Origin of the sequence: Micromonospora sp. NPDC049662, from assembly GCF_040675055.1 — a bacterium.
Classification (GTDB): Bacteria; Actinomycetota; Actinomycetes; order Mycobacteriales; family Micromonosporaceae; genus Micromonospora.
The window spans coordinates 80,717-99,719 of sequence record NZ_JBFAOC010000022.1 but is presented as its reverse complement, the minus strand read 5'-3'; the positions used below and the strand labels follow the sequence as shown (position 1 = coordinate 99,719).

18 protein-coding genes are annotated in these 19,003 nt (G+C 71.8%); 9 read left to right on the top strand and 9 right to left on the bottom strand.

Annotation, left to right across the window (positions count from 1 at the left end):
• Nucleotides 1-57: 57 nt before the first annotated feature.
• Nucleotides 58-627 (bottom strand): WHG domain-containing protein, encoded by a 570-nt coding sequence (locus AB0J36_RS18505; protein ID WP_357119796.1) that lies wholly within the window; start codon nucleotides 625-627, stop codon nucleotides 58-60.
• 61 nt (nucleotides 628-688) lie between these two features.
• Between AB0J36_RS18505 and AB0J36_RS18500 the strand changes: the two genes are divergently transcribed.
• The gene (locus AB0J36_RS18500) at nucleotides 689-1,177 is read left to right on the top strand and encodes an FBP domain-containing protein (RefSeq protein WP_357119799.1); all 489 of its coding nucleotides are present in this window, start codon (nucleotides 689-691) and stop codon (nucleotides 1,175-1,177) included.
• An 11-nt stretch (nucleotides 1,178-1,188) separates the two neighbouring features.
• Here the strand turns inward: AB0J36_RS18500 and AB0J36_RS18495 are convergent, their stop codons facing one another.
• Nucleotides 1,189-1,905: a hypothetical protein gene (locus AB0J36_RS18495; RefSeq protein WP_363660906.1), complete on the bottom strand. Its 717-nt coding sequence runs from the start codon at nucleotides 1,903-1,905 to the stop codon at nucleotides 1,189-1,191.
• 158 nt (nucleotides 1,906-2,063) lie between these two features.
• On the opposite strand from AB0J36_RS18495, the gene AB0J36_RS18490 reads away from it, so the two are divergent.
• Nucleotides 2,064-2,723, top strand: a complete 660-nt coding sequence (locus tag AB0J36_RS18490) for a VOC family protein (protein ID WP_363660905.1) — start codon at nucleotides 2,064-2,066, stop codon at nucleotides 2,721-2,723.
• Between the two features lie 96 nt (nucleotides 2,724-2,819).
• Here the strand turns inward: AB0J36_RS18490 and AB0J36_RS18485 are convergent, their stop codons facing one another.
• A complete protein-coding gene (locus AB0J36_RS18485; RefSeq protein ID WP_357119807.1) occupies nucleotides 2,820-3,260 on the bottom strand; it encodes a carboxymuconolactone decarboxylase family protein in 441 nt (146 codons plus the stop codon).
• A gap of 65 nt (nucleotides 3,261-3,325) precedes the next feature.
• Nucleotides 3,326-3,859, bottom strand: a complete 534-nt coding sequence (locus AB0J36_RS18480; protein ID WP_357173401.1) for a GNAT family protein — start codon at nucleotides 3,857-3,859, stop codon at nucleotides 3,326-3,328.
• A 157-nt stretch (nucleotides 3,860-4,016) separates the two neighbouring features.
• Here AB0J36_RS18480 and AB0J36_RS18475 point away from each other — a divergent pair, with 157 nt between their 5' ends.
• From AB0J36_RS18475 to AB0J36_RS18465, 3 genes are all read left to right on the top strand, one after another.
• Nucleotides 4,017-4,499 (top strand): MarR family transcriptional regulator, encoded by a 483-nt coding sequence (locus AB0J36_RS18475; protein ID WP_363660904.1) that lies wholly within the window; start codon nucleotides 4,017-4,019, stop codon nucleotides 4,497-4,499.
• A gap of 11 nt (nucleotides 4,500-4,510) precedes the next feature.
• Complete coding sequence (locus AB0J36_RS18470; RefSeq protein ID WP_357173398.1) at nucleotides 4,511-5,497, top strand: pirin family protein; 987 nt, start codon at nucleotides 4,511-4,513, stop codon at nucleotides 5,495-5,497.
• 220 nt (nucleotides 5,498-5,717) lie between these two features.
• Nucleotides 5,718-6,098: a hypothetical protein gene (locus tag AB0J36_RS18465; RefSeq protein ID WP_357119819.1), complete on the top strand. Its 381-nt coding sequence runs from the start codon at nucleotides 5,718-5,720 to the stop codon at nucleotides 6,096-6,098.
• Nucleotides 6,099-6,318: 220 nt separating this feature from the next.
• Here the strand turns inward: AB0J36_RS18465 and AB0J36_RS18460 are convergent, their stop codons facing one another.
• Nucleotides 6,319-6,828: a MarR family winged helix-turn-helix transcriptional regulator gene (locus tag AB0J36_RS18460; protein ID WP_357173395.1), complete on the bottom strand. Its 510-nt coding sequence runs from the start codon at nucleotides 6,826-6,828 to the stop codon at nucleotides 6,319-6,321.
• A gap of 2 nt (nucleotides 6,829-6,830) precedes the next feature.
• A complete protein-coding gene (locus AB0J36_RS18455; protein WP_357173392.1) occupies nucleotides 6,831-7,688 on the bottom strand; it encodes an MBL fold metallo-hydrolase in 858 nt (285 codons plus the stop codon).
• Between the two features lie 328 nt (nucleotides 7,689-8,016).
• Here AB0J36_RS18455 and AB0J36_RS18450 point away from each other — a divergent pair, with 328 nt between their 5' ends.
• Entirely contained in the window at nucleotides 8,017-9,606 is a 1,590-nt protein-coding gene (locus AB0J36_RS18450; RefSeq protein ID WP_357173861.1) for a phospholipase D-like domain-containing protein, read from the top strand.
• On the opposite strand, the gene AB0J36_RS18445 is transcribed toward AB0J36_RS18450, so the two are convergent.
• On the bottom strand, nucleotides 9,555-10,310 hold the full coding sequence (locus AB0J36_RS18445; RefSeq protein WP_357119828.1) for a hypothetical protein: 756 nt from the start codon (nucleotides 10,308-10,310) through the stop codon (nucleotides 9,555-9,557). The genes AB0J36_RS18450 and AB0J36_RS18445 overlap by 52 nt on opposite strands.
• A 379-nt stretch (nucleotides 10,311-10,689) precedes the next feature.
• Here AB0J36_RS18445 and AB0J36_RS18440 point away from each other — a divergent pair, with 379 nt between their 5' ends.
• Together AB0J36_RS18440 and AB0J36_RS18435 are read left to right on the top strand one after the other, a co-directional pair.
• A complete protein-coding gene (locus AB0J36_RS18440) occupies nucleotides 10,690-11,523 on the top strand; it encodes a SigB/SigF/SigG family RNA polymerase sigma factor (RefSeq protein ID WP_357119831.1) in 834 nt (277 codons plus the stop codon).
• A gap of 150 nt (nucleotides 11,524-11,673) precedes the next feature.
• The gene (locus AB0J36_RS18435; protein ID WP_357173858.1) at nucleotides 11,674-14,307 is read left to right on the top strand and encodes an ATP-dependent helicase C-terminal domain-containing protein; all 2,634 of its coding nucleotides are present in this window, start codon (nucleotides 11,674-11,676) and stop codon (nucleotides 14,305-14,307) included.
• 7 nt (nucleotides 14,308-14,314) lie between these two features.
• Here AB0J36_RS18435 and AB0J36_RS18430 read toward each other — a convergent pair whose 3' ends face one another.
• Nucleotides 14,315-15,040 carry a protein phosphatase 2C domain-containing protein gene (locus AB0J36_RS18430; RefSeq protein ID WP_357119833.1) on the bottom strand — a complete coding sequence of 242 codons (726 nt, stop codon included), beginning with the start codon at nucleotides 15,038-15,040 and terminating at the stop codon, nucleotides 14,315-14,317.
• A 249-nt stretch (nucleotides 15,041-15,289) separates the two neighbouring features.
• Here AB0J36_RS18430 and AB0J36_RS18425 point away from each other — a divergent pair, with 249 nt between their 5' ends.
• On the top strand, nucleotides 15,290-17,899 hold the full coding sequence (locus AB0J36_RS18425) for a glycoside hydrolase family 9 protein (protein ID WP_357173389.1): 2,610 nt from the start codon (nucleotides 15,290-15,292) through the stop codon (nucleotides 17,897-17,899).
• Nucleotides 17,900-17,960: 61 nt separating this feature from the next.
• Here the strand turns inward: AB0J36_RS18425 and AB0J36_RS18420 are convergent, their stop codons facing one another.
• Nucleotides 17,961-18,842, bottom strand: a complete 882-nt coding sequence (locus tag AB0J36_RS18420; protein WP_363660903.1) for an aminoglycoside phosphotransferase family protein — start codon at nucleotides 18,840-18,842, stop codon at nucleotides 17,961-17,963.
• Between the last annotated feature and the right edge of the window lie 161 nt (nucleotides 18,843-19,003).

Here is a 19,003-nt window from a genome sequence, read left to right as displayed (position 1 = left end):
CGCGGAGTCGGGCAGGCGCGGGCGGGCATGGCGGCCATTGGCGGCCATGCCCGCCCGTCACGGTTGCGGCCAGTTGCGCAGCAGGGCATCAAGAGCATCGAGGGTACGGGCCCAGGAGTCGTCCGTCGGGCGCGGCGTGTGGCGGAAACCGCCGGTACGCTCCAGGCTCACAAATCCGTGGAACGTGCTGTGCATCATCCGGATGGCGTCGGTCTGGTCCGGCTCGGCGAGCCGGTAGCCGCGCAGAATCGCCCGGGTCATCTCCGCGTGCCGGATACCCGCGCTCGCGGCGGCCGTCTCGGGATCGAGGTCGATCTGCATGGCCGCGTACCGGCCCGGGTGCCGCCTCGCATAGTCCCGGTACGCGTTCGCGAAGGCCACCAGCGCGTCCTTGCCGGCCCGGCCGGCGAGCGCGTCGGAGACGTGGTCGGCCAGCTCGGCGAGCGCCAGCAGGGCGATTCGGACGCGCAGGTCGTGCGCGTTCTTGAGGTGGAAGTAGAGGCTCGCGTCCTTCACCCCGAAGTGCCGCGCGAGGGCGGCGACTGTCACGTTCTCCACGCCCACCTCGTCGGCCAGGTCGGCCGCCACCTGGGTCAACCGCTCGACCGTCACGCCGGCACGTGCCACTCGCCACACCCCTCAAACTAGCCTTGTTAATCGGTTGCCTAGGAGAGCTAGGCTACAACCTATGCTAGCCATCACCGAACCCGCCATCCGCGCCTCCTTCGTCAACGTCACGCAGGGCGAGGCGAAGCGGATGGCCGTACCGGTCGATCTGGAGACGTACCCCTGGGACGACCTCGACTTCCTCGGCTGGCGGGACCCCGCCGCGCCGCAGCGGGCGTACCTGGTCGCCGAGACCGACGACGGCCCCGTCGGGGTCGCGCTGCGGGTGGCGCCGCAGCAGACCGGGCGGACACGGCGCAGCATGTGCTCCTTCTGCCTGACCACCCACACCGGCGACGGCGTGTCGCTGATGACCGCGCGCAAGGCGGGCCGCGAGGGCCGGCAGGGCAACTCCGTGGGCGCGTACGTCTGCTCCGACCTGGCCTGCTCGCTCTACGTACGGGGCAAGAAGGAGGCCGGGCGGCGAATCGACGAGACCATCACCCTGACCGAGAAGATCGACCGCACCACCGGCCACCTGGCCGCGTTCCTGCGCCGGGTCACCGAGTAACTGGCGTCCCGCTATGAGCAGTCGCAGAACGCGGTCGCCTGGACGACGTCCGCGACCTTCACGGTGAGCGTCGGCGTCTCCGCGACGAGTCCGACGGCCTCCGCCATGTCGTCGGACCAGACAATGAGGTCATCGGCTCCGGGCGTCGCCCGGACGGCGGAGGTCGTGAGAATCGCCTTGATCTGAAACGTGGCGTTGACGGGCGGCTTTTGAACATAGGCCAGAGCGACCCAGTCCCCACCGGGGACCTCTTTCGTGGAATCCCACTGCACGTAAAACCGCGGCGTGTCTCCTGGGCAACATTCGCGCGCGATCAGCACATACGAATGCAGCCCAGCCGCAGCGCGCGTCCTGCCGCGCACCTCGATGGCGCAGGCGTCTTTCACACACTCCACGGTGGCGCCCTCTGTCGACGTCGGCGTGAGGATCGTGACGGGCGGTGCAGGGCTGGGCGACGGCGCCTGCGCCGGGGCCGACGTCGGGGACACAGCGGCCGGGGGGCGATCGGACTCGGCAGACCTGTCCGACAGAACACTCGGCAGGCCGACGGCGAGCGCCACGATCACCCCGGCAGCGGCAGAGACTGCGGCCACGGCCTCCCACGGCCGCGACGCAGAGCGGGGTTGCCGGCCTTCGCTGCCGCCTGCGGCCGGGGGCGACGTGACTTCGTCGGGGACATCGGCTGAACTGTCAGGTGAAGTACTTTTCTGAGCCTCTTCCTCGTTCACCCCATATCCCCCATACGATCTCAACGCTCGTCGCCAGAATATCGAGAATTCCACTATCGGCGATGGGGTCAATTTACCGGCCGCGCTGGCGTAAACGATATTCGTACTGGGCCCGCAGTCCGCAAACCGGCACCGCCGCCGCGTGCAAGGATGCCTATATGGAGCAGGTGCTGAGCCGGCGGGCGGCCTCGGACGCGATCAGCGACCAGGGATGGCGGTATTTGCTGGGCGCGCTCCGCACATCGGTGCCCGTTGGCTCGCTGGCCGAGGCGGTCGAGATGGTGGGGCGCCTGGTCGCGGAGTGCGGTGACGACGCGGATGGGCACCTGCGCGCTGATCTGCGGTCGGAACGGGTCGTTTTGACCCTCCAGTCGATGGATCAGGCGGCGCCCACCGCCCGCGACATCGACCTCGCGCATCGGATCTCCGCCACCGTGCGTAACCTCGGGCACCGGACCGAGCCTGAGATCGGTACGGGAGCACCGCGTTCGGTCCAGCTCGTGGAGATCGCTGTCGACGCGCTCGACATCGCGGCGGTGCGGCCGTTCTGGAAGGCCGTCCTGGGCTACGCGGACGAGGCGGGAGCCGACGGTCCCGAGGATCCGATCGTCGACCCGGTGGGGCAGGGTCCGGCGATGTGGTTCCAGCAGATGGATCGGCCACGCACGGACCGGAATCGCATCCACTTCGATGTCTGCGTCCCACACGACGAGGCACCCCGGCGGATCGAGGCCGCGCTGGCGGCCGGCGGCCGACTCGTGTCCGCGTCCCGCGCTCCCGCCTTCTCGCCGACATCGAGGGCAACGAGGCTTGCGTGACGACCTGGCAGGGCCGAGACGGCTCGTAGTTCGGGCTGACCGGCCAGTCTTAGACCCTGGTAAACAAGGTCTCGGCGCCACCAACCTCTGAATGCCTCACTTACCGGGGTCTGAGCGCTCGGCGTTTTCTGCGAAGACCTGGGCCGCGACCTGGTAGCCGTCGAACGCGCGTGCTACGCCAGCGTAGGCCGCGACCTGAAGAAAGACTTCGACGATCTCTTCGTTGGTGGCGCCGGCGTTGAGCGCGATGCGGAGCTGACCACGGAGGGGCTCCAGGACGCCGAGTGTCGCCGCGATGGTGACGGACACCAGTGCCCGCGTCCGTGTATCCAGGTGCTCGGTGCGCGGCCAGACGTCGCCAAATGCGTGCACCGTCGCGATCCGTTTGAAGTCTGCGCCGTTGGCTGGCTCACCAGGCGTGGCGCCAAGAAAACGCTCCAAGCGGAAGCCCAGCAGACGCTCAGCCGTGTCCAGCGCGGCGGCGTACCCCGAGTCTGCCGCCGCAGATGGCGGATGGTTCGTCGTCACGATGTTCACTCTTTCACCCACCAGGACGAAGCAGGCGAGATTCGGCGTTTCGAAGCCCCTTCTACACCAGGCTGTCAGCGGTCGGTGGCCAGGCGGGCGTGCAGGTGCTCGTCGTAGCGGCGGCCGTCGCCGTAGCGGTACGACTCGCGTAGCGTCCCCTCGGCGCGATAGCCGGCCCGGTCGGCGACCCGGCAGGACGCCGGGTTGGCGACGGCATGGCACAGCTCGATCCGGTGCAGCCGGAGGTCGTCGAACGCCCACGCGGTGAGCCGGGCGACGGCCCGCGTCGCGACACCGCGCCCGCGCGCCGCCGGCATCGTCCAGTACCCGATCGAGGCGTCGCCGTGCCGGATGTGGTGCAGCGACACCGAGCCGAGCAGTTCGCCGTCACCGGCGTCGGTCACCGCCAGCGAGGCGTGGTCACCGGCCGACCAGTCAGCCCGGCGACGTACCCAGAGCAGGGCCACCTGGTCGTCGATCGGGCCGTCGCCCTGCGGGTTCCACTGGGCGATGGCCGGGTCGCGCAGGGCGTCGAGCACCGCCGGGGCGTCCGCGTCCCGCCAGGGACGCAACAGCAGGTCGTCGGCGGCGAGCTCCACGTGTTCCACGAGGCCGGAGTCTGACACACTCCGCGCCGGTCCCGCTGCCGGCTTACCCACGACCTTCTTCAAAGCTGTACGAAGCGAGCCTGCAACCAGACAGACGTGACGCAGGCAACCCTGAACACCACTAGTTAAATTTTTAACTAGTGCTAGTGTCGTGGTCGTGACAGAGAGCCTGGACAGCACCCGAGCGGCCGCCTGGCGCGCCTACATCGAGGCCAGTCAGCGCCTGTTCACCCGGATGGAAGACGACCTGCGGGCCGACAGCGATCTCAGCTTCGCCGACTACCACGTGCTGGTCCTGCTCTCCGAAGCGCCGGGGCAACGGCTGCGGATGGGCGAGCTGGCCGGCCGTTTGGTCTTCTCCCCCAGCCGCCTCACGTACCAGATCTCCTCGATGCAGCGGCGCGGCCTGGTCAGCAAGGAGCCCTGCCCGGACGATCGGCGCGGCAGCGAAGCCGTGCTCACCGCCGCCGGGCTGCTCACCCTGACCGAGGCCGCACCCCACCACCTGGCGTCGGTGCGTACCCATCTGATGGACGACCTCGATGACGCCGAGGTCGCCTGCATCACCCGGATCTTCGACCGGCTCGGCCGCCGCCTGCGGGCGGCCGGGACCACGTCGGACACCCACGCCACACGCTAAGGAGCCCCGCGATGCCCGCGATCACCGTTGACAACGTCCTCGTTCTGCCCCGCCTGCCCAAGCTTCACAAGGCCACCACGGTCCGCAAGGTCCGCAAGGTGACCACCGCGCCCAGCGGCTTCGAGGGCGAGGGCTTCCCGGTCCGCCGGGCCTTCGCCGGGGTGTCGACGACCGACCTGGACCCGTTCATCCACCTCGACCAGATGGGCGAGGTCGACTACGCGCCGGGTGAGCCGAAGGGCACCCCGTGGCATCCGCACCGCGGCTTCGAGACCGTCACGTACATCATCGACGGCGTCTTCGACCACCAGGACTCGCAGGGCGGCGGCGGCACCATCACCGACGGCGACACCCAGTGGATGACGGCCGGCAGTGGCCTGCTGCACATCGAGGCCCCGCCGGAGCACCTGGTGATGAGCGGCGGCCTCTTCCACGGCACGCAGCTCTGGGTGAACCTGCCCCGCAAGGCCAAGATGAACCCGCCCCAGTACCAGGACATCCGGGGCCGCGAGTCGGCGCTGCTCACCACCGAGGACGGCGGCGCGCTCGTCCGGGTCATCGCCGGTGAGATCGCCGGGCACAAGGGGCCGGGCTCCACGTTCACGCCGATCACCATCAGCCACGTCACCGTTCAGCCCGGCGCGCAGGTCGACCTGCCCTGGAACCCCAACTTCAACGCCCTGGTGTACGTCCTCGGCGGGCGCGGCACCGTCGGCGCCGAGCGCCGGCCGGTCCACACCGGCCAGCTCGCGGTGCACGGGCCGGGCAACGCGCTGCGCTTCAGCGCGAACGCCACGCAGGACAGCAACACCCCGGCGCTCGACCTCTACATCATGGGCGGTCAGCCCATCCGCGAGCCGGTGGCGCAGTACGGCCCGTTCGTCATGAACACCCGCGACGAACTGCTCCAGGCCTTCGAGGACTTCAAGGCCGGCCGACTCGGCGTCATCCCCACCGAGCGCATCCCGCACACCAACGGCCAGGGCCCGCGTCCCTGACCCACGCGAAAGGCCCCCGGTTCGCGCCGGGGGCCTTTCGCGTTTGCTGGATGCAGCCACCAGCGAGATCTTGGACCGTTTCCTGCGGCATGATCGACTCGACTTCGCCGATCTGGGGGTATCAACCGGCCTCAGATACCCCGACTTCGGCGATCTCGTGTGGATCACCGCCCGGACATGCCTCCGCAGGACGCCGCAGCACGCCACGTAGTCTTCGACAGTGGACACAACGGCCCTCACACCCCGCGTGCTGGTGATCGGGTTGGATCCGTATCGGGTGCCGGGACCGTGGGACCCCAAGCCGGTCGCGGACGGGATCGAGGCCGGGCGGGCCCGATTTGTCGAGCACAACGTGGGGGCGGAGTTCTGCCTGTTCGGCCTCGACGGCAGCGACGATGTGAAGGCGGTCGTCACCACTGCCCTTCGCGCCCGGCCGTGGGAATGCGTCGTCATTGGTGGCGGGGTTCGCAATCAGCCGGAACTGTTCGAGCTGGTGGTCAACCTGGTGCATCGCCATGCGCCCGAGGCGGCGATCGCATTCAACGCCACCCCGACGGACACATTCGACGCGGCCGCTCGCTGGGTTGAGGTGCCCGGCTGATCGCTGAAGAAGCCAGGACTTGGCCACCGGCGCTTTGGTGGAGCCCGCCAGTGAGGTGACGCCATGCCCGGCATATCGGGGCCGGACTGCTGCCAGACGGCGGTGACCGCGCCGGCTCGCGCCGCCACCATGCTCTGGGCTTCGTCCTCCGGCCCGGCGAGGTTGCGGGCGTACCCGAGGCGGCCGGCGGTGCTGCGGCCGGCCACGTCTGGGGAAGCGTTCAGATGCACGATCCCGGGTCTTCGGCCGAGCCGATGATCAAGTAGAGGGCCCGTCGTAGCTGTGCGACCTCGGCCGCCGGGATGGGCCGGACCGCGTCGGCCTCCCCGGCCTCGGTGCCGGCGGCGATGGCCGCCCGCACCGCGTCGCCCTTCGGGGTGATGGCGACGATGCGGGCCCGCCGGTCTCGCGGGTTGACGCGTCGTGAGACGAGTTCCATGCGCTCGAGCCGGTCGATCTCAGCGGTGAGAGTCGTCTTGTCCATCCCGAGGGCTTGCCCGAGTTCGACCTGGGTGAGATCGGCGCTCTTGTGCAGAGCGCTGAGGACGATGTGGTCGCGCAGCGTCAGTCCGTGGCGTTCTGCTTCCGCGCCGACGAGTGCGTGCATCCGCTGGGCCGCCCGGTGCAGCAGCCACGTGAGCTCGGAGTCGGGCCCCGGCCCCAGAGTGGGGCGCTGCGGTGCCTCGTCGTCGATCGTCGGACCGGGGCGGCTCGCGGGTGAGGCAGGCATGGTCACAGTGTCCCGGCCGGGAACCGGGACGGCAGGAGCGGGATGGTGTCGTAGGCGGCGACATCGTGTGCCGGAACGACCTGCAACACGCGGCTGAGGGCGATGCTGCGCCGCAGGTCGACCCGGACCGTCTTGGCGTCGACGTCGGCGACGCGGCGCAGCAACCACGGGCGCTCCGCACCACGGGAGATGCCGTCCAGCTGCCAGGTGAGGTCGCCGATGAACGCATACCGCTTCCCGGCGGGCAGCGTGACGAACACGACGACGGAACCCGAGGTGTGCCCCGCGGCGAGGGCCACGATCACCGAGCCGTCTCCGTAGACGTCGAAGCTCGCCGGGAAGCCGAGATACTCCGGGCCGTCGAAGGCGTACTCCCGGATCTCCAGGCCTTGCGACACCGCGCGGAAGACCCTGCCGTGCGAGTCGTCGGCGCCGTAGCGGATCTCGGCCTCGTTGATCCACACCGGCACCCGCAGGGAGTCCAGGCCGCTGACGTGATCCCAGTGCACGTGCGTGACGAGCACGCCCAGCAGCCGGGACCGGTCATAGCCCGCCGCGTCGAGTTGCTGCGCCACGGTCCGGCCGAGCCGGTGGGGAGCACGCTCCACGCGCGCGAGCATCGTGATGTGCTCCGCCACGTGCTCGCCGAACCCGGCGTCGATGAGCAGGTCGCCCTTCGGGTGAGCGATAAGCACGGCGGTGGCCGCGAAATCCCGCTTGTCCCGGATGGACCCTCCGGTCACGGCGAACGCCGCTCGCGTCGTGTAGGTGCCGGTGGGCAGACGGTACAGCGCCAGGTCCGCTGGCGGAGTCGCCTCGGGCAGCGGGCCGGTCCAGTACGAGGAAGGTGAGATGACCACGCCCGAAACCGTACGACCCAGGAACATCCGAGTCAAGAACGTCCGAGCTAGGAGGACCCGCAGCGCCGTCCTACGAGACCGCGAAGATTCCCGCGACGCCCAGGATCACCATCACCAAGACCGCTACCAGCGCCCCCCGTTCGCTCTCCACCGCCGGCTCGCGGTACTCGTTCACGGGGTTCGTCGTTTCGCGGGGCATGGTGTGGCCTCCCTGGCTGTTGTCGCTGCTCGCGTGGCGTCATCCAGGTCACCGGTCGGGCGGCCTGGCATGCGGACCCGCGTCGGGGGTCCTACCGTGAGGACGTTGTCGACCTCCGGAGGGCTGGACGTGCCGTTGCAGGAGTGGTTCCTCACCGCGCAGGAACGCGCCAACCCGGTCTCTGGGTTACCCGTCTGGACCAGGGGAAACCTCGCCGAGCCGTTGATTCACGGCGCGGCGTACTTCGACCGGCTGGTCGAGGAGGTGGAGGCGTTGACCGCCGGTGACCACCTCTTCTTCACCGACTGGCGGGGTGACCCGGACCAGCGGCTGCGCCCGGACGGCCCCACCGTGGCGCAGCTCTTCGCCCAGGCCGCCCAGCGCGGCGTGGTGGTCAAGGGCCTGATCTGGCGCTCACACCTGGACGTGCTGGCCTACAGCGAGGCGGAGAACCGCAACCTCAGCGAGACGGTCTCGGCGGCCGGCGGTGAGGTGCTGCTGGACCAGCGGGTGCGCCGGGGCGGCTCGCACCACCAGAAGCTGGTGGTGCTGCGGCACTTCAACGCGCCGGAGCGGGACATCGCCTTCGCCGGTGGCATCGACCTGTGCCACAGCCGCCGCGACGACGCCGCGCACGGCGGCGACCCCCAGCCGGTGCAGATGTCCTCCCGGTACGGCCCGAACCCGCCCTGGCACGACGTGCAGCTCGCGGTGCGCGGGCCGGTGGTCGGCGCGCTGGACACCCTCTTCCGGGAGCGCTGGACCGACCCGATGCCGTTGGACTCGGAGAACCCGGTGGCGTACGCCCGGGACCGGCTGCGCGGCGCGGACCTGCGACCGGACCCGCTGCCCGACCAGCCCGCCGACCCGCCCGAGTGCGGGCCGCACCAGATCCAGGTGCTGCGCACCTACCCCGCCGTGCGGCCGCGCTACTCGTTCGCCCCGGACGGCGAGCGGACCGTGGCCCGGGGCTACACCAAGGCGGTACAGCGGGCCCGCCGCCTCATCTACCTGGAGGACCAGTACCTCTGGTCCACCGAGGTGGCGAACCTGTTCGCCCAGGCGCTGCGGGAGAACCCGGAGCTGCACCTGGTCGCCGTGGTGCCCCGGCACCCGGACGTGGACGGCCGGCTCGCCCTGCCGCCCAACATGGTCGGCCGCGAGCAGGCCCTGTCGCTGTGCGAGCGCGCCGCGCCCGATCGGGTGCACGTGTTCGACGTGGAGAACCACGCCGGGACCCCGGTGTACGTCCACGCGAAGGTCTGCGTGGTCGACGACGTGTGGGCCAGCGTCGGCAGCGACAACTTCAACCGCCGCTCCTGGACCCACGACAGCGAGCTGTCCTGCGCCGTACTCGACGACACGCGCGACGAGCGGACGCCCACCGACCCGGCGGGCCTCGGCGACGGGGCCCGCGCCTACGCCCGGGACCTGCGGCTGCGGCTCTGGCGCGAGCACCTGGACCGCGACCCCGACGGCGCCGACGACGCCGACCTGATCGACCCGGCCGACGCCGTCGCGGCCATCACGGCCGCGGCCGACGAACTGCAACGGTGGTACGACGGCGGCCAGGTCGGCGAGCGTCCGCCCGGCCGGCTGCGCCCGCACCGCCCGGAGCGGCTGCCCTGGTTCACGCGAGCCTGGGCGCTGCCGGTGTACCGGCTGGTCTACGACCCCGACGGCAGGCCGCTGCGCGCGAGGCTGGCCGGCACCTGGTGAGCCGGCCGGGCCGGCTCGGGCAGGCCAGCCCCGCCCGGGTGCACGCTGAGCCCTCCCGGGTAGGCGAACGACGAGCGCGGTGAGAAGTAGCCGAAGCCGATGATCAGCGGGTTGGCGGGGCGCAGCGCGTACATCGGGTGTCGGGGCTGCAGGAACTCCACCGACTCGATCTCGAACGGCGTGACCGGCTCGGCCACGTACGGGTAGACCGAGCTGAGCAGTTGACCGTCACGCTGGGTGAAGTAGCGGTGGTGCCCGCTGCTGATCACGTGCCCGGTCTGCCCGACCCGACACCGGGCGCGGATCAGCGGCACCCCGTCCGCCTCGGTCTCGGATTGCAGCGCCTCGCCGTTGAGCTTGATCGTGGTCAGGCCGGCCAGCACGGGAGCGCCGCGCGCGGTGGCGTACTCGCGGACGATTCGACTGGAGGCCACGTAGTGGGTCCACCAGCCGCCGGGGCTGAGCCCGCCGGGAGCGTCCACGCCGGCCAGCGAGACACCGATGTACGTCAGCGAGTAAGCGCCGAAGCCGGAGGTCTGCGTCTCGTCCTCGACGACGTACTGGTTGAGGAACACCTGTCGGTCGGCACGGGGGCACAGCCCGGTGGGCACCAGGGCGGCGACCGCGTCGGGGTCCGCCGGCAACCAGCTGAAGTAGAGGGTGTGGCTGTTCACGACGAGCTGGGGAGCGGTTGGATCTAGCACGGTGCCTCCGAACCGGGTGTCTACTCCGCGACGCTACGGCCGGTCCCGCCGACGGGACAACGACGGATAGTCGACACACCTGCCCGGTTGTCGGATTTCATGTTGACCGGTCGGTGGAGGCTCCTGGACCGACCGGTCGGACCCGCCGGGTTGATCGGACACCGCAGGATCGCCCCGAAAACGGGTAAGGGACTTCGCCACCTGCGCGATCGTCGCCGCTTATGGGCGTTTTGTGGGTCGACACACCTTAAGTACATCAACCTTTCGGCTAGCTTTCCGGGAGCCGATCAGGTTAAGGTGACTCCCGAACGGCCCAACTGAAGCTAAACCAAAGCGCCACCTTATTTTTGTCCGCGGACGAGGTGCAGGGAGGACCACCATGACCGCGTCAACGATCACCGAGCAGGCGAGCACCACGGTTACCGAGCAGAAGAGCACCACCAAGCTGGACCCGCGCGCACTCACCGACAGCGCCGCCGATCTCCTCAACGCGATGGCCGCGCTGCCCGCCAACCACCCGTCGCGCGCCGCTCTGCGGGACCGCGCGATCGAGGCCTGGCTGCCGCTGGCCAACCACCTGGCCCACCGCTACAGCGGGCGGGGCGAGCCGACCGACGACCTGGCGCAGACCGCCGCCGTCGGCCTGATCAAGGCCATCGACAAGTTCGACCCGTCGCGCGGCGTCGACTTCGCCGGTTACGCGATCCCCACCATCATCGGCGAGCTCAAGCGCCACTTCCGCGACCGCACCTGGGACATCCGGGTTCCCCGTCGTCTCCAGGAGCTGCGGCTCGCCATCTCCGACGCCAACAGCTCGCTGCTGCAGACCCTCGGCCGTTCGCCGACGGTCGCCGACATCGCCGCCCACCTCAAGATCACCGAGGAAGAGGTCCTGGAGGGCCTGGAAGGCGCCCGCGCGTACAACGCGGTGTCGCTGTCCACGCCGACCGGCGACGGTGACCGGGCCACCGAGCTGGGCGACATGCTCGGCGGCGAGGACAACGAGTTCGAGCTGGCCGAGCTGCGGGTCGCCCTCGGCCCGGCGCTCGCCACGCTCGACGAGCGGGAGCAGAAGATCCTGACCCTGCGGTTCTACGGCAACCTGACCCAGTCGCAGATCGCCGACCAGATCGGCGTCTCGCAGATGCACGTCTCCCGACTGCTCGCTCGGGCGCTGACCAAGCTGCGGGGCCAGCTCGACGGCACCTACTAGGGGCTTCACGATCGAGGGTCGGGTCAGCGTTGCCCCGGTCCTCGATCGTGTGAACACCGGCCGGGTCGTTTCCCTTCGGGGCGGCGACCCGGCCGTTCGCGTTGGTGGCGGGCCCGTCGAGCCCGCCGGGGCCCGGTGCGAGACTGGGCCGTGCTCTCCGACGTGACCCTGGACCTGCCGGTCCGTCCCACCCTGCCGGCGGTGCTCACCGCGCTCGACGCGGCCGGCGCGGCGGTTCTGGTCGCGCCGCCGGGCACCGGCAAGACCACCCTCGCGCCGCTGGCGGTGGCCGACCGGGTCGACGGCCGGGTGGTGATCGCCCAGCCCCGCCGGGTGGCGGCGCGCGCCGCGGCCCGGCGGATGGCCGACCTGCTGGGCGAGCGCGTCGGCGACCGGGTCGGTTACGCCGTACGCGGCGAGCGGCGGGTCTCCCCGGCCACCCGGATCGAGGTGGTCACCACCGGCCTGCTGGTCCGCCGGCTGCACCACGACCCGGAGTTGCCCGGCACGGGCGCGGTACTGCTCGACGAGTGCCACGAGCGGCAGCTCGACGCCGACCTGGCGCTCGCCTTCACGGTGGAGGCCCGGGCCACGCTCCGGCCCGACCTGTGGCTCCTCGCCATGTCCGCCACGCCGGACACCGACCGGTTCGCCGCGCTACTCGGCGGGGCCACCCCCGCCCCGGTGGTCCGGGCCGAGTCGGCGCTGCACCCGGTGCGGCGGATCTGGACGCCGCCGCCCCGGCCCGTCGCGCCGCCCGGGGCCGGCCCGGTCGACCGCGCGCTGCTCGACCAGGTGGCCGCCACCGTCCGCCGGGCGCTGCGCGAGCAGGCCGGCGACGTGCTGGTCTTCCTGCCCGGGGCCGGTGAGATCGCGTCGGTCGCCGGGCGGCTCGCCGACCTGCGGGACACCGTCGCGCTGCTGCCGTTGCACGGCCGTCAGCGCGGGGCCGAGCAGGACGCGGCGCTGCGCCCCCGGACCGACGACCGGCGTCGCGTGGTGCTGTCCACCGCGCTCGCCGAGACCAGCCTCACCGTGCCGGGCGTACGGACGGTGGTGGACGCCGGGCTGTCCCGGGTGCCCCGCATCGACCTGGCCCGGGGACTGGGCGCGTTGGTCACCGTGCCGGTCTCCCGGGCCGCCGCCACCCAGCGGGCCGGCCGGGCCGGCCGCGAGGCGCCCGGATGCGTCTACCGCTGCTGGTCGGAGGCCACCCACGAGCGGCTGCCCGCCCGGCCGGAGCCGGAGATCGCCACCGCCGACCTGACCGGGTTCGCGTTGGAGCTGGCCGCCTGGGGCAGCCCGGATGGCGTCGGACTCGCGCTGCCCGACGCGCCACCGGCCGCGGCGATGACCGTCGCCCGGGACACCCTCGAAACACTTGGCGCGGTCGACGCGACGGGTCGGATCACCGGGCGGGGACGGGCGATCGCCTCCGCCGGTGCGCACCCCCGGCTGGCCCGGGCGCTGCTCGACGCCGCCGACCGGGTCGGCGGCGACCGGGCGGCCGAGGTGGTCGCCCTCCTCGCCGAGGAGAGCGCGGCCGGCCCCGGCGACGACCTGGTGGCCGGCTGGCGTCGGTTGCGCGCCGGCGTCGACGCGGGGGCCACCGCCCGCTGGCGGGCCGAGGTACGCCGCCTGCGCGCCGCCCTGCCCGCCGGCTCCCCCGACGGCGACCATGCCGGTTCTGGACGTGTCCGGGCAACCGCCGCGCCCGGCACCGCACCGCCGACCGGTAGCGCGTCACCGACCGGTGCCGCCGCGACTTCTCGGCCCGGCGTACCCGCTGACCGCGAGCGGCTGACCGATGACCTCGCCGCCGGGCTGGTCGTCGGTCTGGCGTACCCCGAGCGGTTGGCCCGGGTGCGGCGGCCGGGCGGATCGTCGTACCTCATGACGGGCGGGACCGCCGCGGAGCTGGCGGCCGGTTCGGGCCTGGCCGGCGCCGACTGGCTGGCGGTGGCGGTCGCGGACCGCCGCCCCGGCGCGCCCTCGGCGCGGATCCGCCGCGCCACCGGCCTGGACGAGGCGACCGCCCGGGAGGCGGCGGGCCCCCTGCTGTCCACGCGCCGGGAGGTCGGCTGGTCCGACGGGGACGTGGTGGCCCGGGAGGTGACCCGACTGGGCGCGATCGAACTGGTGACGCGGCGGCTGGACCGTCCGGACCCGGCGGAGATCACGGCGGCGCTGCTCACCGGCCTGCGTCAGGAGGGCCTGGGACTGCTGCCGTGGACCCCGGCGGCGCGGGGGCTGCGCGAGCGGATGGCGTTCTGCCGGCTGCACCTCGACGCCGAGTGGCCCGACGTCGACGACGAGGCGCTGCTCGCCGCCGCCCCGACCTGGCTGGGGCCGGAGCTGGCCGCCGGCCGGCGGCGGGCCGACCTGAGCCGGGTCGACGTGACCTCGGCCCTGCGTCGGCTGCTGCCCTGGGCGCAGGCCGCGCGCCTGGACGAGTTCGCGCCCGAGCGCATCGAGGTGCCCAGCGGCTCACGTATCCGCGTCGACTACGCCGACCCGGCCGCGCCGGTGCTCGCGGTCAAGCTCCAGGAGACGTTCGGCTGGCCGGCGGCCCCACGCATCGCCGGTGGCCGGGTGCCGGTGCTGCTGCACCTGCTCTCCCCCGCCGGCCGGCCGGTGGCGGTCACCGCGGACCTCGCGTCGTTCTGGCGTACCGGCTATCCGCAGGTCCGCGCCGAGCTACGCGGTCGCTATCCGCGTCATCCGTGGCCCGAAGACCCGGACACGGCGACGCCCACCCGGCGGGCCGCGCCGCGACGACGCTGAGCAGGGGTTACTCCTCCACGACGTCGGCCACCACGACGGTGACATTGTCCGGAGCGCCCGCGTGCAGCGCCAGGTCGATCAGCTTGCCGGCGCAGGCGGACCGGTCGGGGTAGGCGGCGAGCACCTCGGCCAGGGTGTCCGGGCGGACGACGTTGGAGAGGCCGTCGCTGCACAGCAGCCACCGGTCGCCGGACCGGGGCACCATCGTCGCGTACGACGGGGAGACGTCCTCGCCCTGCAACGCCTGGGTCACGACGGCCCGGCGCGGATGGCTGCTGGCCTGGTCCGGGGTGATCACGCCCTGGTCGACGAGCATCTGCACGAAGGTGTCGTCGCGGGTGATCTGCTTGAGCACACCCTCGCGGAACAGGTAGGCCCGCGAGTCACCGACGTGGGCGAGGGCCAGGCAGCTACCGGTACGGGCGAAGAGCAGGGCGGTCAACGTGGTGCCCATGCCCTGGCGCTCGGGGTCGTCGGCGACCGCCTGCCGGATGCGGGCGGTGGCCAACGCGATGCCGTCCTGGAGGGCGGCCACCAGGGCGTCCTCGGGTGTCTCCACGTCCAGCGGGGCGACCGCGTCGATGGTGAGCGAGCTGGCGAGGTCACCGGCGGCCATTCCGCCCATGCCGTCGGCGACCGCGACGAGCCAGGTGCCGGCGTGCAGGGCGTCCTGGTTTCCGCTGCGGATCAGCCCACGGTCGCTCGTTCCCACGGAGCGCAGCTTCAGGGTCATGGGAGGCAGCCTGCCAGGCGAAGGGCGCAGTTGTCTCTAGGAGATCAGGACGACGGCGCGTGGCGCGGCCAATCTCACGTCTCGCGTTCGGCCGCGGCGCGCGTCTCCGCCCTTGTCGGACGGCAGATCCCATCCAGTCGGATCAATTGACAGGACGATCCACCACTGGAAACATCGAGCTTCGACCTGGGAGCGCTCCCAGGTCGCCACCGCCACCTGCCTCACCTCCCGTCCCGGAAGGACTACCCCGTGACGCCATCCAAACGTCGCCTCCTCCTGGCCGCGGCGACCGCCCTGGCCCTCACCGGCGCGGGCGCCGGAGCGGCCTACGCCGCCCCTCCACCGGACGCCCCCGAGCAGATCGACAACGGGGACTTCAGCGCGGGCGTGAGCCCGTGGTTCTCCTACGGCACCGACTCACTCGGGGTCACCGACGGCCAGCTCTGCGCCGCCGTCCCCGGTGGACTCGCCAACCCGTGGGACGCCGGCATCGGTCAGGACGGCGTGCCGCTGATCGCGGGCGCCGAGTACACGCTCGGCTTCGACATCACCGCCACCCCCGGCACCGCCGTCAAGGCCGTGCTCCAGCTCGGCAGCGCCCCGTACACCACGTACGCGGCCGTGGACGCCGCCGCCACCGGCACCGTCCAGCGCGTCGAGTCGACCTTCACCGTCCCGGACGACAACCAGAACGCCCAGCTCATCTTCCAGGTCGGTGGCAGCGCGCAGGCGCAGACCATCTGCCTCGACGACGTGTCGCTGCGCGGCGGCGAACCCCCCGCGCCGTACGAGCCGGACACCGGGCCCCGCGTCCGCGTCAACCAGGCCGGCTACCTGCCCGGCGGGCCGAAGAACGCCACGGTGGTCACCGAGGCGACCACGCCGCTGCCCTGGCAGCTCCACTCGGCCGCCGGGGCCGTCCTGGCCAGCGGCACCACCACCACGCGTGGTGTGGACGCCGCCTCCGGGCAGAACGTGCAGACCGTCGACTTCTCCAGCTACCGCACCCCGGGCGCGGGGCTGACGCTCACCGTCGACGGCGAGACCAGTCACCCGTTCGACATCTCCGGCACCCTCTACAACCAACTGCGCTCCGACTCGATGCAGTTCTTCTACGCCCAGCGCAGCGGCATCGCCATCGACGGTGACCTGATCGGCGACGAGTACGCCCGCCCGGCCGGCCACCTCGGCGTCGCCCCCAACCAGGGCGACACCAGCGTGCCCTGCCAGCCGGGCGTCTGCGACTACTCCCTCGACGTGCGCGGCGGCTGGTACGACGCCGGCGACCACGGCAAGTACGTGGTCAACGGCGGCATCGCCACCTACCAGCTCCTCAACACCTTCGAGCGGACCAAGACGGCCGCCACCGCCAACGGCGGCGCCGGACTGGCCGACAGCACCCTGCGGGTGCCCGAGCGCGGCAACGGCGTCCCGGACATCCTCGACGAGGCCCGCTGGGAGCTGGAGTTCCTGCTGCGCATGCAGGTGCCGGCCGGCAAGCCGCTCGCCGGCATGGTCCACCACAAGATCCACGACAAGAACTGGACCGGCCTGCCGCTCGCCCCGCAGGACGACCCGCAGCCACGCGAGCTGCACCCGCCGTCGACCGCCGCCACCCTCAACATGGCCGCGACCGCCGCCCAGTGCGCGCGACTCTTCGCCCCGTACGACGCGGCGTTCGCGTCCCGCTGCGGCACCGCCGCGAAGACGGCCTACGCCGCCGCGAAGGCACACCCCGCGGTGTACGCCAGCCCGACCGACGGCACCGGCGGCGGCGCGTACGACGACTCGAACGTCACCGACGAGTTCTACTGGGCGGCGGTCGAGCTGTACCTCACCACCGGTTCGCAGACCTACCTGACCGACCTGACCGCGTCGCCGCACCACACCGGCAACGTGTTCGAGCCGCGTGGCTTCGGCTGGCAGAGCGTCGCCGCGCTGGGTCGACTCGATCTGGCCACCGTGCCGAACGGGCTGCCCGCCGCCGACCTGACCCGGGTTCGCGCCTCGGTCACCGCCGCCGCCGACGCGTACCTCGCCGAGCTGCGCCGGCAGGCGTACGGGCTGCCGATGCCCGGGGACGCCGACAGCTACTTCTGGGGCGCGAACAGCAGCATCATCAACAACGCGATCGTCCTGGCCACCGCCTTCGACCTGACCCGCGACGCCCGTTACCGCGACGGCGCCGTGCAGGCGATGGACTACATCCTGGGCCGCAACGCCCTGAACATCTCGTACGTCACCGGCTGGGGCGAGCACGCCGCGCAGAACCAGCACAGCCGGATCTTCGGCCACCAGCTCGACGCCAACCTGCCCCGTCCGCCCGCCGGCTCCCTCGCCGGTGGCGCGAACGCGGCGTTGCAGGACCCCTTCGTGGCGCAGTTGCTCGCCGGCTGCAAGCCGATGTTCTGCTACGTCGACGACATCAACTCGTACTCCACGAACGAGGTGGCGATCAACTGGAACTCGGCGCTGGCCTGGATCTCCTCGTTCCTGGCCGACCAGGGCGAGGCGGGCGCCGTACCGGCCGTCACCTGCTCGGTGAGCTACGCCAACTACGGCGCTTGGCAGGGCAACACCGGGTTCACCGCGCAGTTGACCATCCGCAACACCGGGTCCACGGCCGTCAACGGCTGGACCACCCGGTTCGCGTTCACGGGTGACCAGCGCGTCCGGGAGGCCTGGCTGGCGAAGGTCACCCAGTCCGGCGCGACGGTCACCGCGAAGAACGAGTCGTACAACGCCAAGATCGTCCCCGGTGGCACGGTGACGTTCGGCTTCAACGCGACGACCAACGGCGGCGCCAACCCCAACCCGGGGCTGGTCACCGTCAACGGGAACGCCTGCTCGCTGTCCTGAGCGCGACCCCTGGTGGCCGCCCTTCCCCCCGGGGGCGGCCACCAGGACCACCCGTCCGCCATCACGAATCCAGCACCAGGCGGAAGGCGCGCTCGCCGATGCCGCGCATCAGCGGGTTGTCCTGCGAGTGCGTCAGGAACACCAGGGACAGGGCCAGCGCCCAGCCGCGCGCCCGCTCCCAGGTCGCGTCGTCCGCACGGCCGTACTCCCGTCGAAGAGCAGCACGCTGCTCAGCCGTGAACAGCATCCAGGCCACGGACAAGTCGGTCGCGGGATCGCCCGAGGTGATGTCGCCGAAGTCGATCACGGCGCTGAGCCGGCCCCGGTCGACGAGGATGTTGGCGGGATGCAGGTCCCCGTGCAGCCACAGCGGTGGACCACCCCACGCGGGTGCGGCGACGGCCACCTCCCAGACCCGCAGCGCGGCGGCACGATCGGCCGGATCGACATGCGCGAGCCCGTTCAGGACCCCCGGGGCGCGGCCGAGCAGGGGAATCCCACGCATCGGGTTGACGGGAGCCTCCGGCGGAGCCGGCATGTGCAGCGCGTCCAGGAAGGCGCCCAGCGTCGCCGCGGCCGCCCCGGGGTCGCCGGGCGCCGAAAGCGCCACGATCCGGCCCGGGAAGAACGGTACGACACTCCACGACCAGGGGTAGCGGGTCGTCGGCTGCCCGACGCGCACCGGCGCTGGCACCGGCAACGGCAGGCGACCGACCAGCTCCGGCAACCAGCGCTGCTCGTGCGCGGTCAACTCGGCGGCCATGGCGCGGCGCGGCAACCGGACCAGCAACTCCGCACCAAGCCGGCACACCAGGTTGTCCCAGCCGTTGGCGAGGATCTCGATCGGCAGGTCCGCCAGATCGGGGTGCTGCTGGTCGAGCAGACCGCGCACCAGTTCGACAGAGACGGGAATCTCCGCGGCGGGCATCCGCTTGACGGTCACCGCAAAACCCTACGGCCGCGCTTCGGCGGGAGTGGGCCGAGCGGCGCGAGGCGGGCGCCTGATCCGCTCGGCCTGGCATGCTCGGCTTGTTGTTCTCGGCTTGTTGTTCTCGGCCTGCTGTTCCCGGCTTGGTGTGCATGGCTCGGTGTGCGCGGCTCGGT

Bases quoted from the DNA above. Each gene is read 5' to 3' on its own strand.
- AB0J36_RS18430 (WP_357119833.1), bottom strand. From the start codon at position 15,040: ATGACCCTGAAGCTGCGCTCCGTGGGAACGAGCGACCGTGGGCTGATC.
- AB0J36_RS18440 (WP_357119831.1), top strand. From the start codon at position 10,690: ATGACCGCGTCAACGATCACCGAGCAGGCGAGCACCACGGTTACCGAG.
- AB0J36_RS18470 (WP_357173398.1), top strand. From the start codon at position 4,511: ATGCCCGCGATCACCGTTGACAACGTCCTCGTTCTGCCCCGCCTGCCC.
- AB0J36_RS18490 (WP_363660905.1), top strand. From the start codon at position 2,064: ATGGAGCAGGTGCTGAGCCGGCGGGCGGCCTCGGACGCGATCAGCGAC.
- AB0J36_RS18500 (WP_357119799.1), top strand. From the start codon at position 689: ATGCTAGCCATCACCGAACCCGCCATCCGCGCCTCCTTCGTCAACGTC.
- AB0J36_RS18460 (WP_357173395.1), bottom strand. From the start codon at position 6,828: ATGCCTGCCTCACCCGCGAGCCGCCCCGGTCCGACGATCGACGACGAG.